The sequence below is a fragment of the Methylobacillus caricis genome (assembly GCF_020532705.1).
GTDB classification, from domain to species: Bacteria; Pseudomonadota; Gammaproteobacteria; order Burkholderiales; family Methylophilaceae; genus Methylobacillus; species Methylobacillus caricis.
The window spans coordinates 1,217,202-1,231,114 of record NZ_JAJAVD010000001.1 but is presented as its reverse complement, the minus strand read 5'-3'; the positions used below and the strand labels follow the sequence as shown (position 1 = coordinate 1,231,114).

10 protein-coding genes and 2 tRNA genes are annotated in these 13,913 nt (G+C 52.1%); 6 read left to right on the top strand and 6 right to left on the bottom strand.

Features of this window, described 5'->3' with window-relative positions; all coding sequences use genetic code 11:
• Position 1 precedes the first annotated feature (1 nt).
• Positions 2 to 1,954 (bottom strand): bifunctional tRNA (5-methylaminomethyl-2-thiouridine)(34)-methyltransferase MnmD/FAD-dependent 5-carboxymethylaminomethyl-2-thiouridine(34) oxidoreductase MnmC, encoded by a 1,953-nt coding sequence (mnmC, locus tag LG200_RS05860; RefSeq protein WP_226756643.1) that lies wholly within the window; start codon positions 1,952 to 1,954, stop codon positions 2 to 4.
• Between the two features lie 121 nt (positions 1,955 to 2,075).
• Between mnmC and modA the strand changes: the two genes are divergently transcribed.
• From modA to LG200_RS05830, 6 genes are all read left to right on the top strand, one after another.
• The gene (gene modA, locus LG200_RS05855) at positions 2,076 to 2,855 is read left to right on the top strand and encodes a molybdate ABC transporter substrate-binding protein (protein WP_226756642.1); all 780 of its coding nucleotides are present in this window, start codon (positions 2,076 to 2,078) and stop codon (positions 2,853 to 2,855) included.
• A complete protein-coding gene (gene modB, locus LG200_RS05850) occupies positions 2,855 to 3,535 on the top strand; it encodes a molybdate ABC transporter permease subunit (RefSeq protein WP_226756641.1) in 681 nt (226 codons plus the stop codon). The genes modA and modB overlap by 1 nt, the downstream gene beginning before the upstream one ends.
• Positions 3,525 to 4,583: an ABC transporter ATP-binding protein gene (locus tag LG200_RS05845; RefSeq protein WP_226756640.1), complete on the top strand. Its 1,059-nt coding sequence runs from the start codon at positions 3,525 to 3,527 to the stop codon at positions 4,581 to 4,583. Before modB ends, LG200_RS05845 begins: the two co-directional genes overlap by 11 nt.
• Before the next feature lie 114 nt (positions 4,584 to 4,697).
• Positions 4,698 to 6,680 (top strand): acyltransferase family protein, encoded by a 1,983-nt coding sequence (locus LG200_RS05840; RefSeq protein WP_226756639.1) that lies wholly within the window; start codon positions 4,698 to 4,700, stop codon positions 6,678 to 6,680.
• Positions 6,677 to 7,198, top strand: a complete 522-nt coding sequence (locus LG200_RS05835) for a class I SAM-dependent methyltransferase (RefSeq protein WP_226756638.1) — start codon at positions 6,677 to 6,679, stop codon at positions 7,196 to 7,198. Before LG200_RS05840 ends, LG200_RS05835 begins: the two co-directional genes overlap by 4 nt.
• A gap of 110 nt (positions 7,199 to 7,308) precedes the next feature.
• Positions 7,309 to 8,487 (top strand): phospholipase A, encoded by a 1,179-nt coding sequence (locus LG200_RS05830; RefSeq protein ID WP_226756637.1) that lies wholly within the window; start codon positions 7,309 to 7,311, stop codon positions 8,485 to 8,487.
• Positions 8,488 to 8,856: 369 nt separating this feature from the next.
• Here the strand turns inward: LG200_RS05830 and LG200_RS05825 are convergent.
• The 5 genes from LG200_RS05825 to queF all read right to left on the bottom strand — a co-directional run bounded on the left by LG200_RS05825 (position 8,857) and on the right by queF (position 13,878).
• A tRNA-Glu gene (locus LG200_RS05825) sits at positions 8,857 to 8,932 on the bottom strand.
• A 42-nt stretch (positions 8,933 to 8,974) separates the two neighbouring features.
• Positions 8,975 to 9,050: transfer RNA gene (locus LG200_RS05820), tRNA-Ala, on the bottom strand.
• A 74-nt stretch (positions 9,051 to 9,124) separates the two neighbouring features.
• Positions 9,125 to 11,398: a lipopolysaccharide kinase InaA family protein gene (locus tag LG200_RS05815; protein ID WP_226756636.1), complete on the bottom strand. Its 2,274-nt coding sequence runs from the start codon at positions 11,396 to 11,398 to the stop codon at positions 9,125 to 9,127.
• A gap of 12 nt (positions 11,399 to 11,410) precedes the next feature.
• Positions 11,411 to 13,432, bottom strand: coding sequence for an LTA synthase family protein (locus LG200_RS05810; RefSeq protein ID WP_226756635.1), 2,022 nt, complete (start codon positions 13,430 to 13,432; stop codon positions 11,411 to 11,413).
• Positions 13,433 to 13,458: 26 nt separating this feature from the next.
• Entirely contained in the window at positions 13,459 to 13,878 is a 420-nt protein-coding gene (gene queF, locus LG200_RS05805; protein ID WP_226756634.1) for a preQ(1) synthase, read from the bottom strand.
• Between the last annotated feature and the right edge of the window lie 35 nt (positions 13,879 to 13,913).

Sequence of the window (13,913 nt, the reverse complement as noted above, 5' to 3'; positions counted from 1 at the left end):
GTCACATTGATGGATGGCTGGCAAGACCATGAACCAGCCGTTTCAGCCCCAGGGTTCGCAGCAAGAAACGGTTAGGATCCAATGCAGCCAGGAGGCCAGCATCTACTGGCGCAGGTTCGCCAGAGATGGCGCTGGCAAGCATCTCTGCTGCCAAAGGCGCAGTGGTGAGGCCTTTTGATCCATGGCCGATATTGACATAGAGCCCCTGCAGCCAGGGCAGGGTGGCGGGATTGGCAGTATGGCGCGGCGGTTTTATTGCCAATGCCTGGTGATCCAGCAACGGGCCAGCCATGGGTAAATAGTCCATAGTGGTACAGCGCAGGGCTGCACGCCCTTCAGCAGGTGTTTGAACTGACAAGGCCTCGTACAGGGCAGGGGATATGCGCTGGAGCATGGCCAGGTTTTGCGCATGATCGGCCTGACGTATATCCAGCCCGGTATCAGCCGGGGAAAACGTAGCGCCCAGGCAATGCTCGCCATGTACTGATGGGCTGATATAGCCATCTGTGCAGAGCAGAGTATGCAGATGTCGGCTGATGCCTGCCTGTTTGAGCTGGGTGATTTGCCCGCGCACCGGCTCTAGCGGCAAGTGGGCTGCCTGGAAAAAACTGGCTGCCTGGTTGGCATTGGCAATAATTACCAGGGGCGCTTCTGCCAGCAAATTATCCTGATCCCAGAACTGCCAAAGTTCACCAGCACGTTTTAACTGCGTGGCCCGGGTTCCCGTTACCAGTTCGATGCCAGGATGTTGAGCCAGCGCACGGCAAAACGCGGCTGGCCTTACCCAGCCAGCCTCCGGGAAGAACATTGCCTCATATTCCAGGGGAACGCCCGCCAGCTTGCTGGCCTGCCCTTTATCAACCATGCAGAGTAAATCCGCCGGGAATTTGCGTGCAGCAATCGCATGGCAGCGCTCCAGTTCATCGGCATCATAGCCCAGTTGCAACATGCCACAGCGAGCATGATCGTCAGGGCTTATCTCTAATTGTTGCAGCAGTCGCAGGCTATATAAATAACCGGCCAGGGACAAACGGCCCAAGGGAACATCCTTGCGTGCAAGCTTGGGGTAGAGCACTCCGAGTGGATTGCCCGATGCCTCCTGGGCCAAGCCGGCATGCTGCTCTATCAGGGTCACCTGCCAGCCACGATCAGCCAGGGCGCGGCTGCTTGAGGTACCTGCAATGCCGCCTCCAACCACAATCGCCTTGCCGGCAGGCAAGGAGCTTGGTTTGGTTCCCTGTGTAAACCTGCCGCACAGCATCTCACGCTTCTTGCCATGCCCGGCTACCTTGCCAACTTCAAACCCGGCAGCCTGCAATCCACGCTTGACCGATCCTGCGCTGGTGAATGTGGAAAAAGTAGTGTGTTGGTGCGAAAGGCTTGCCATCAGCTCAAACAAGACTGGCTGCCACATGTCCGGGTTCTTGGCCGGGGAGAATCCATCCAGAAACCATGCGTCTACCCTGGCGCGTAATGCTGGCAGCGTGTCTAGCAAGTCACCAATCAGTAAAGTCAGGCTGACACGGCCCTGATCAAACACCAGGCGGTGCCAGCCTGGCGCCAATTGCTGATACTGCGCCAGTAATGCCTGGGCGAGCTGATCCAGTTCAGGCCACAGTGCCAATGCCTGGGCAAGATCAGCGCGTGATAATGGATATTTTTCAGTACTGACGAAATGGAGCCGGGCATTATCCGGTGCTTGATGACGCCATAGCTGCCATGCACAGAGAAAATTGAGTCCAGTGCCAAAACCGGTTTCAGCAATCGTAAAACTGTTTGCCTGCATGGACTGCCAGCGTTCTGCCAGTTGATTGTGCTGCAGGAAAACATGGCGGGTTTCTTCCAGCCCGCTGGCACGCGAAAAGTAGACGTCACCATACAGGGTAGAGTAGGGCTGGCCATCTTGCCACTGCAAACCTGCTGTATTGGGGGGTGGAGTTGTTTGTTGAGACATGATTCTATTTTGGTGGCGCGGTCTATATAATTTCGTTATATTTGTATGGAGATAATGCTTTTACTTACTTCTATTCAATCCCACTTAACTTAAAATCTACTTAACCTCCGAAAGAACGTATATGAAATTCGCTTTTTCACGCATTCTGGCCCCCTTGTTACTCGTGTTGTTCACAGCAGTGGCTCAGGCAGCACCTACGAATATTGCAGCCGCTGCAGATCTCAAGTTTGTACTGGAGGAGCTATCCAAATCATTCGAGCAGCAATCTGGTGAAAAGCTGGCTGTGACTTATGGCGCATCCGGCGCCATTACAACACAGATTGTGAATGGTGCCCCCTTCCAGTTGTTTCTCTCGGCAGACGAAGACTATGTGCTCAAGCTTTCTACTGCCGGCCTGACCAAGGATGAAGGCGTATTGTACGCTACCGGCCACCTGGTCATCGTGACGCCTAAAAATGCTTCCCTGCAAGTGGATAGTGAACTGAAAGGGCTGGCTGCCGCACTCAAGAGCGGCAAGCTTCAACGCTTTGCTATTGCCAATCCTGAGCATGCGCCTTATGGCCGCCGTGCAGTGGAAGTATTGAAGCATGCGGGCCTTTGGGAAGATATTCAGTCCAAATTGGTACTGGGTGAGAATGTCTCGCAGGCTGCCCAGTTTGCCACCAGCGGCTCCACCGATGGTGGTATTGTGGCGCTTTCCTTAGTCAAGTCACCGCAGGTCATCAACACCGTGAATTATGCCGAGATCCCAGAAAGCTGGCATAGCCCGCAAAAGCAGCGCATGGTATTGCTCAAGAATGCAGACAGTACAGCCAAGGCTTTTTATGACTATCTACAGCAACCTGCCGCCAGGGAAATCTTCCGTCGCTATGGCTTTGTCTTGCCTGGTGAAGCCAATTAATGGATTGGACGGCTTTATGGCTCTCGCTCAAGCTGGGAGCCATGACGATCCTTGTACTGATACCGGTCGCATTATTCACGGCGCGTTTTCTTGCCTACCGTAGATTTGTTGGCAAGCCTGTAGCTGAAGCACTGCTGGCTGTGCCCTTGGTATTGCCACCTACCGTGGTGGGGTATTACTTGCTGGTAGGCCTGGGAAACCAGTCATGGCTGGGACAATGGCTGATGCAGACCACCGGCCACTTTCTGGTCTTCCATTTTTCCGGCCTGTTGCTCGCCTCCATCATTGTCAATATTCCTTTTGCCGTACAACCCATACAAAGGGGCTTCGAGGCGATCCCCCAGGATGTTCGGGATGCTGCTGCCTGTTGCGGCATGTCGTCCTTGCGCATGCTGTTTACCGTTGAGCTTCCCCTTGCCTGGCCAGGAATTGTCACTGCAATTGTGCTGACTTTTGCGCATACGTTGGGGGAGTTTGGCGTAGTCCTGATGGTGGGAGGTAGCCTGCCTGGTGAGACCAAGACCATTGCCATCAGTATTTACGACCGTGTACAGGCTCTGGATTTTGCTGCAGCTGGCAATATGTCGCTGATGTTGCTGGTATTCTCTGTGGTAGTGCTGGCACTGGCCAATAGTCTTTCCAGAAAGTTCGGGCGCCGTGGAGGGTATCATGAACTATGAGCTGAGGCTCAAGGCCACGCTGCAGCAACCTTTTGCCCTACAAGCAGAGTTACAGTGTGGTGAGGGTGAATTGCTTGCACTGCTTGGCCCTTCCGGTAGCGGAAAATCCACCGTACTGCGGCTGATCGCCGGTTTGCAATACCCACAGTCCGGCTCTATTGAACTGGGCAGCAATGTTTGGTTTGACCAGCGTGTTCGCCTTGCCCCGCAACAGCGTCGCGTGGGTTATGTGCCGCAAAACTATGGCTTGTTTCCGCACATGAGTGCGCTGGACAATGTGTGTGCAGGATTACACCACCTCCCACGTCATGAACAAACCCGCCAGGCACGGAAATGGCTGGAAAGAGTCCACCTGTCTGATTATTCCAAGCGAAAACCAGCTGAGCTGTCGGGCGGACAACAACAGCGAGTGGCGTTAGCACGGGCGTTGGCAGCAGAACCGTCCATCCTGCTACTGGACGAGCCATTTTCCGCCCTGGACAGCATCACTCGTGAAAGCCTTTATGTCCAGCTTGCCGAGCTTAAGGCTGGCCTGAAGATTCCTATCATCATGGTGACTCATGACCTGAACGAAGCCAGTATGCTGGCAGACCGGGTTGCGCTGATAGACAATGGCCGTATTTTGCAAGTGGGCTCACCTGCTAATGTGACTCGCCAACCCGTTAGCCGCCGGGTGGCTGAGCTGGTGGGCCTGCACAATATATTTCGGAGTGAAGTCGTGGTTCAAGATAATGCGATGGTAACGTTGAAGCTGGGGCGCCATTTGCTGAAGGTGCCTACCAAGCAAGCAGTTTTGCCTGGAGGCTACTTGGAGTGGGTGTTGCCAACGGATGCCCTGGAAATTACCACCCAGGATGAAATTGCCGCCCTGCATGGATTTGTCAGTAATATTTTGCGACTGGGAAATCTTGTGCGCCTGTTTGTCAGGGTGGATGGCGGTACTGAAGTATTCCAGCTCCAGGCCGCAAGCCATCATCACTTCGAGTTGGATCAACCCCTTGCCTTCAAGCTCGATGTCAGCAAGGTTCATATTCTACCGATGGTATAGCGTCAGCATCTTTTCCCGCCTGTTTTTTAATCTGATGTGATAGCCGGAATGCCTGCCTGAGAACTATCTCAGCAATGGTTTGCCTATCAATCAGGATTAACTGAAGGGGCTGGGTTGAGATACAGGCGCGAGGTAGATGGGCTGAGAGCCGTGGCCGTGGTGGCGGTGTTGCTGTTCCATGCCGGCCTGCTGGGGTTCAGCGGCGGCTACGTCGGGGTGGATATCTTTTTTGTGATCAGCGGCTACCTGATCACCAGTATCATCCTTGAAGAACTGGAAGCAGGACGCTTCTCCATCGTCAATTTCTATGAGCGGCGCGCAAGGCGGATACTTCCTGCACTGACCGTGGTGCTGATTGCCACCAGCATTGCGGCTTATATCGTGATGCCGTCCTCCCTGCTGCAAACTTATGCACAAAGCCTGGTTTCCGTAGCAAGTTTCTGCTCCAATATATTCTTCTACCTGACCAGCGGCTATTTCTCTACCGCCTCCGATGAGAAGCCTCTGCTGCATACCTGGAGCCTGGCAGTGGAAGAGCAGTACTACGTGTTTTTCCCCTTACTGGTTTCCATGCTCTGGTTTGTCGGTCGATCGAGACTGGCATTACTGATAATTTTCTTGTCCCTATTATCATTGGCATGTTCTGAATACCTGCTCAGCCAACAGGCTCGGGATGCCAATTTTTACCTGATTTTCAGCCGGGCATGGGAGCTGTTTGCCGGCTCATTGCTTGCATTCTCCAGGGTATCCGATACCCCATTGCCGCGATGGAGCAGGGAAGTGGGTAGCGCGTCAGGATTGCTGCTGATCATGCTGGCCATTTTTTCCCTGGATGAACATACGCCATTTCCCGGTGTTTATGCCCTGCTGCCAGTGATGGGCACATGCCTGGTGATTGCATGCAGCAACGAACAGACGGTGGTTGGAAGGTTGCTCTCTTCTAAGCTGATGGTGGGTATTGGCTTGATATCCTATTCGCTCTATCTCTGGCATCAGCCACTGTTTGCCTTTTTACGCATGAAAAGCCTGGGCGAGCCTGGTACTGGCATGTTCTGGGTGGCTATTGCCATGAGCTCACTCCTGGCCATCTCAAGCTATTACTTGGTGGAGCAGCCATTCAGGAGCAAGTCCAGGTTTGATAGGAAACGCATTTTCCGGCTTTCATCTTTTTCAATTGCCCTGATTCTACTAATGGGAATATCAGGAATAATATTCAAGGGACTTCCGCAGCGTTTCGATCATCATGAACTGGCTCAGAGCGTGGAATCCAGCCCCAAACGTGAGGAATGCCATACTGGAGGTAAAGATTTTCTCAAGCCGCAGCAGAGCTGCCGTTATTTTGGCAGGCAGGTGCGATGGGCAAGCTTTGGGGACAGCCATACGGTAGAACTGGCTTATGCGCTAGCCGACAGACTCAAGCCAAGCGGGCAGGGCGTGCTGCATTTGAGTTTCAGCGGTTGTCCTCCTGCGTTGCAATTTGAGGCCCGGCAACCCGGTTGTACAGAGTGGATTAATGAATCTCTGCAGTATCTGGAAAATGAACATGAGATCAGTCACGTGTTGATAGGGTTTAGCTATACGCGTTTCTTGTTTGGCGAGCTTGGCAATCATTACCCCGCAACTACTGATGAAAGTCCTGTCAACAAATTCGGTGGATTGTATGCTGACAGGTCAGCGGAAGAGTTGAGACAGATTTACTGGAAAAGCTATCGTGAGATAATCCATCGCTTACTTAAGGCCGGAAAAACGGTCTATATCCTTTACCCTATCCCCGAATTGCCATTGGATATCACCAAGGCCCTGACGCCGCTGACTATTTTTCATAGCAAACCCCGCCTCAACATGGAAAGGATGAGCAGTGCACAATATTATCTCGAACGAAATTCCTATATCATTAAGCAGCTTGATAGCCTGCCCTATGGTGAAAATATGCATGCGATCAAGCCGGTGGATATTCTCTGCAAGGCCGGAGATTGTCCAGCAGTGTTGGAGGGCAAGGCTTTGTATTTTGATGACAGCCATTTAAGCTTGCACGGGGCTTATCAACTGATCGACAATGGCATCCCTTCTTACCAGCTCCAGCTTAATCCACCATGAAAATACATAGCCCCCAACCTTCAAGCTGGGTAATGAGGCATAGCGCCCATATTAGGCCTGAAGGCAGTGTGCTGGACCTTGCGTCAGGAACAGGCAGAAATGCACGCTGGCTTGCCAGCCAAGGCTTTCAGGTCGAGGCTGCGGACAAGGATGAATCTGCCCTGTATGGTATGCGGGAAGTTGCCAATATCGCTATCCGGCATGTGGATCTGGAAAATGGTGAATGGTCATATGCCGATTCAAGATTTGACGCCATCGTGGTGTGTCGCTACCTGTATCGCCCCTTGCTGCCTTTGTTAAACCATAGCCTGGCTTCTGGCGGCGTGTTGATTTATGAGACTTTTATGCAGGGGCATGAAGCCTTCGGCAGGCCAAGCAATCCGGATTTTTTATTAGCGCCCAATGAGTTGCTGCATGTTTTTCAGCCTGTATTCCGAGTAATGGCTTATGAGGAGGGTATGTTGCAATCAGCTCCAGATCCTGCCGTGTTGCAACGTATCGTTGCGATTAAAGCCTAGAGCTGAGATGATCAGGCATTGAATGTAATACCAGTCTATTGCTCCCTGGCTATTTCATTTCCTGCGTTGCTTACTATAGTAGGAAAACTTGTTGAGGATAGGAATTTTGAATGCGCTTAGCTCAGTGTATTAGCCATGGCCTATTGGGCCTCCTTGGCCTGGCAGTGTCCTTGAGTGCGATGGCGGATGAATCATGGTTGATCGTGCCGCAGCGAGAATCTGTCAATGTTGGGCAAACACTTTCGCTGCAGGTTATTAAGCCGCAGGATATGGCCAGCTGGCCGTCCACGTTACAACTCAAGTTATCGGGAGCTGCAACTTCTGAAGTGATAGCGGTGACTTTGGAAGATGCTGCTGAAAATAGCCAACGGCGTATCTATAGTGGCGTGCCTCAGCAGGATTTCATCGGGGTGATACGTGCTGAGCTTGTGGGACAGGCTTCAAACCGCGTGTTGCTCCTATCCAGCAATGATGATGATACAGGACCAATAGCAGCTGTGACGCAGGAACCTGCCGAGGCTGGGGCCAGCACTAATGTTGCGGCTCCCCAAGTGCTGATCGCAAAACCGGAAGATGAGCCCGCAGTATCTCCTAATGAGCCCACTTACTTCCTGGTTGGGTCAAGTGATGAGCATGGGGCCGATGCACGCTTCCAGATCAGCTTCAAATATCGCCCATTTGAGCCACAAGGCTCAGTGGCCCAGTTTGCCCCTTTTCTGAGTAACCTGTATTTTGCCTACACGCAAACGACCTTATGGGATATCGGGGGAGATTCTAGCCCATTCCGTGATACAAGCTACAGGCCCAGTGTGTTTTATCGATGGGCGGGAAGCGCGCGTGGCGTATTTCCTGATGAATGGCGCGTGGGATTGGAGCATGAGTCAAACGGGCAGGGCGGGCTGGATTCTAGGTCAATGAATGTCGCTTATATAAGGCCTAGCTGGTACCTCGATTTGGCAAATGGCAAGCGCCTGACACTTTTCCCCAAGATATATGGCTACCTGGACAAAGAGGATAACCGAGATATTCAGAGGTATCGTGGCTACGTCGACTGGCAGGTACGGTACGGCCGCGAGGATGGGTTGATGGTTAATGGATTGTATAGACAAGGCACAGGCGGCTACGCAACCGGGCAGCTGGATATTTCTTATCCATTGAGCGACCGGATTCTTTCTCGCATGGGGACTTTTGCACACCTGCAGATATTTTCAGGGTATGGTGAAACCCTGCTTGATTACAATCGGGAACGGGATATGCAGATCCGTTTGGGCATCTCTGTTTCTCGGTAGATTGCGAGCGCTGCAGGAGCGTGCGCTTTTATGGGGGATTAGCCATTGCTCCAACTTTTCTGGACTGCGGACGTAATTACGTTATTTTGCCCAACATGAATGCTTGGCCGTGCAGAAGGCACATGGAGACAATCGTCATTTGCGGGCTTTTCCCAATGAGGAGAACGCCTGCTTCAATTTCTCTCTCAATCCCATTGATACACCATCATCCAGCTTGAGATTGCTCAGAAGCTACCCGTAGACAGTTGAGTTTGGTAGCCACATAGATAAAGACAAGTGTGCTTGGTGATTATTGATATGGGGTATGGACTGAATTCCGCAATAGGAATTCCCCGATGCGAATTTGATGGAAAAGCATCGGGGATAATGTGGCGTCCCCACGGGGATTCGAACCCCGGTTACCGCCGTGAAAGGGCGATGTCCTAGGCCTCTAGACGATGGGGACTGATCGTCGGGTGTCCGGTTATATCAACCGGACACCCTTTTTTGGTGGAGATAAGCGGGATCGAACCGCTGACCTCTTGCATGCCATGCAAGCGCTCTCCCAGCTGAGCTATACCCCCGAAAAAGAGCCGCTATATTAATGATGGCGGCATGGCCTGTCAATGACTGAGGGCGAATTTATTTGAATAAATCGCTATTTGTTCTTGAAGAGGCGGCGGATTGCTTTTCTTCCAAACTTTTTTTTCAATCCCACTTTAAGGTCATATAGGTGGAAAGGCAGCCTGTGTTTGAAGGTGAACTTCTGGTTGAGCCCTTCTAGATACATTCCCACCAATTGCTCCCGCTTTTCCCATGGCAGCTTGATGCAGACCCGCGTAAGGTCTGACAAGCGTTTGGAGAGGCTTGTAGCGTGGTTGAAGAAATGCGCGCGATTGGTGTCTATCAATGAGAATGCCAGCTGGTCATTCTCAAGCCTGGTCACCAGAATATTGCCGCCTGACAGATCCCTGAAAAATACGCCTTTGTCATGCATGTTCAGCAAGTAACGGGTGAGCTGGGGGAATATCTGGGAAGGAGTGACTCCCTGGTACTCCTGCTTGCCCTCATTAAAAGCTGCAAAAATGTCGCGGATGGAAAAGTCTGTTTTGACGAATTCACAAATATAGAAATTCTGCAGCAAAGAGCGGTCCCCCCGCTTTTCAAAAAAGGCGATGGGAGCTGCTGCCTCAACGCCTCTCCGTAACAGCTGATTGGTACCATTCCAGCTACGCTTGGCCTTGGACAGCTTGAACTGATCAAACAGTTTTTTATGGATATGCATCTTGACCGGCTGTTTGATCACGAGCTTGCGCTCTGGATTTCGCGGGTCAGGAATAGTCCAGATGGCGTTACGCGCATTACGGAGCAGTGCCTCTTTGGGCGGTTTGCCAATCAGGGATGGATTAAGTCCCTGGCGCAGTAAAGATGCTTCTGTTTCATCGCTCGCAATATAAATGCCGCTCCACCCATTTTCATTAAAGGCATGATGCGATTTTTCATCAGTATGCCGCTGGATGGAGAGGTTGCCGAAGAGGCTTTTTTCTTGCTTCAAGGTCACGCTCCTGGAGATAGGCCATTGCAAGTAGATTGGTGACTCGCTGGCCAGTGCAATGATAGCTGCAGACTGATTGCCGTCCCTGTCAACGTATCTGGCATCTTTTAGGTCGTCTAATGAATAGTGGTCAGCCAATACGGCGCCTTTGCCATTAGTCATCCAGATCGCATGCAGCAGGGTATCTTTAGAACTGAAGGCATGAATTTCAAGCCCATGGCTGGTACGCAACGGCCCCAGATAATGGCGTCCGGGAATCATGTCAGCAAAGGTTTTCATGGCATGGAAGCTGGGACGTGGGCGGAACTGTTCGATATTGCCGGTCACATTGGCGTAATGGGTAATGCGTTCAAGTGCAGGGTATGTGCCGCTGCCGTCATCAATCAATCCTTCCCTGTGGCAGATCAAGGGTCCCCAGAACGCCTTGCTTAGCGCTCCTGAGGCCGCACAGAGGATCATGTAGCGAGCCAGGTAATCTGCCTGCTTCTGTTCGCCATCGGGCAGGAGGCGCAGTATGCGGGGCAAGGTCCAGAATGCGGACGGAGACATTATTTCCGCCACCTGGTGGTCTGAAGTGATTTTTTTTAGCAGGCGTGCCTTTTTCACCAGGTTGAACTTGAGCGCTGTCGCCTGCCTGTATTTGAGAATGCGGTGGTCATAACGCTCGGGCTCGGTAGAACGTTCACAAAACAGGTTGTTGGTATGCACGTCTGGCAGTTGCCCGCGCGTGCGGAGTATATCCAGCAGCCCGATGTTGTAGAGTGGTTCAAAGTCGCTGATGTTGGGGCCTGCCAGCTTGATGTTGCGACGCTTGATTTCCTTATGGGCCAATTCCCAGGTTTTGAGAAAGCCTGGCGTGGTATAGCCGGCCCAGCGCTTACGGTTAATAGTAGAGCCGATTTCAATCAGGCTGACGCGGCTGCCGAACTGCTCCAGTACTTGCTGAAGGAACATGCTCCAGACTTGTTGTGCGGAAGGATTCTCCATCTCCATGGCGGCCTCAAAGGGCTGTACCAGGTGAAGCATGACGGAAAACCCGTCGCTGAGCAGTTTTTCCAGCAGGCGTGAAGCATCGCTGTTGATATCGGAGTAGCTAAAGTCCAGCCTGACCTGCTGTATACCCAACTCCTTCAGTCTGGCAATGACATAATCATCCACTTGTGGATTTCCTGATGTAGCAACGCCAACGCCAGCAAAATCCACAGGCACATCATGTCCACTTGCGGGCACATGGCTATCGGCCAGGATCATTTTTCCTTGCAGGATATAACCCAAGCCTTTGCGTATGATTTCCCATGTGAGCATGGAAGGCTGAGGAACTCTCATTTTTGGCCCGCCACTGGTGACAGGGGTCTCAAGTTTATTTACTGTATCCATAATCAAGCTTGCTTATTCTGCTTTTGGCAGGTGGTAGCGTTGTTCCCTGTAAAGTAGTGCCGGAAGCAGGGAGTTGGCAAGGGCACGAGTTTCCAAATCCTGCTCCCCTGTGGGTGTGCCAATAAATTTCTTGTTTTTTATATCCCATATACCATGGGCCGGTGCTTTTTCTGGACGCAATACTACTACTTTATCGCTTTCCATCCAGGCAAAATTCTGCTCGAACTGCATCATTGCGCGCCCAGCAGCATCACTGCCATCACGGCTGAGATCTCTGCCTGTCATTGGATGGTCGGCCTCTATCCCCATGAGGGAAAGCGCTGTTACCGGCAGGTCGATCTGGCTGGCTACAGTCTGTATTTTCCTTGGCTCTAAATCGGCTCCCAGGATTAACGCCGGAATGTGGAAATGCTCAAGTGGCACCATGTCGTGCCCATGCACACGGATATCATGATCCGCGACCACAATGAACAGGGTATCCTTCCAGTACTCACTTTGCTGGGCTTTTTTGAAGAACTGGCCCAGGGCGTAGTCGGCATATTTGACTGCATTGTTATCCGTAGCCTTGACGGGATCGTATAACGCAATGCGGCCATCAGGAAATTCGAAAGGTGCGTGATTGGATGAAGTAAACACCAGGGTGAAGAATGGCCTGCCGCTAGCGTGACTGGCGCTGATTTCCTCGTGCGCCTTGTTGAACAAGTCTTCATCAGATACGCCCCAGCTGCCAACGAACACAGGATTCACATAGCTGTCCTCGTCCTGCTCGCGCTGGAAGCCGTTACCCATGAAAAATCCCACCATGTTATCAAAATGTGACTCCCCGCCGTAGATGAATTCCGTGCTATAACCTTTTGCCTCAAGCAGCGATGCAATGGTGAAAAAATTGCGCTGGGAAAGGGAAAGCTTGACCACACTTTGTGCAGGGGTCGGCTGGAATCCTGTCACTACTGCTTCTATGCCCCGTACCGAACGGGTACCTGTGGCATACATCTGTTCAAACCACCAGCCTTGTTCTTTCAACTTTTCAAGCTCAGGCGTGACGGGCACCCCCCCAAGAGACTCGACAAAAGTGGCTCCCAGGCTTTCCTCCAGGATGATCACAAGGTTGAGCGGGCGCTCACGCTTGCGGCTGGGTATCAGGCGGGACAGGGTAGGTTGCTTTTCAGACGCGACTGGATTGAAGCCAGCATCAAAACGCTGGCGTGTCTCTTTTACCAGCCGGAAAATCTCATCATCAGGCATGGTGCCGTAAATTTCGCTTGAGGTGTTTTCATGCTTGAGGCTGTATATGGCATGAATCAATGACCAAGGTGAATTCAGCGCCAGGCTGTTGACCATGGAGTCTGTGGTGCGGGCAAACATGGCAGGATTGGCTGGACGATGGCTGATGGTGCCGCGGATAACGAGGCCAGTCAGCAGGAAAATCAGTGGCCAGCTCAGCCACAGTTTGAGTCTGGACCAGCGCACTTCCTCCCCCAGTCCCGGATTTAACCATGGCTGCATGAACCAAGCCATGGCAAGAGTCGCCAGCGTGGTACCCACGATACCGGCAAACAGGTGAATCTTGAAGCCACCCCATAGCATGGAGACTACTTCATGCGGATACTTGAGATACTCGACGAACAACCGGTTGGGCCTGGAATCATACTCTGCAATAAAGCCTGGTGTGGACAACTCAAGCAGGATAGCTGCACTAATGCACAGAACCACCCAGGCGAAAGTCAATTTCCTCCAGGCTTTCCAGCCCCGCCCAAAAGCAAACAAGGGTGCCAGCAATACAGCTGGTAACCACATCAGGCCAATCTGTATGGTATCTACACGCAATCCCCCCAGCAGCACCTCATGCCAGCTGGCAACTGCAGTGACTCGCTCAAGCTGCCACAGCACCAACCCGGCACGGGAGAGGGTGAATATCACCAATGCAGCCAACGTCATGACCACTAGTGGAGCATAAGGGCCAAAATGATGTGCGAAGTTCCAGGTGTATGTACGTAACTTGACTGCAGGGCTTGCTTGCTTGGCATATGCCATCTAGGAGACTTTCATTCTGAAGGGCATTAGCCGCGGATATTGGATTGAGTGTCAAACTGTACCAGTTCAACGCGTGCCAGTGGCTGCCAGCCAGGTTGGCGGTGCTCGGCAACAACATTGGTGAAAATACCGCCGCGTACATAGAATTTTGCAGTCAGCCGCATGAACCTGGGTTCTGTAGCAGCAACCAGGTCATCAAGGATCTGGTTGGTCACAGCCTCATGAAAACACCCTTCGTCGCGGAAAGACCACATATAAAGCTTGAGGCTCTTGAGCTCTACACATTTCTGGTCAGGAATGTAGTCCAGATAAAGCACGGCAAAGTCAGGCTGGCCGGTCTTGGGACACAGGCAGGTGAACTCCGGGATTTCCATATGGATATGGAAGTCACGGCCTGAGTTGGGGTTGGGGAATGTTTCCAAAGCTTTGCTGGGTTGACTAGACATAAGGGCTACCGTATAAATCGGGTTAATCAAAAAAG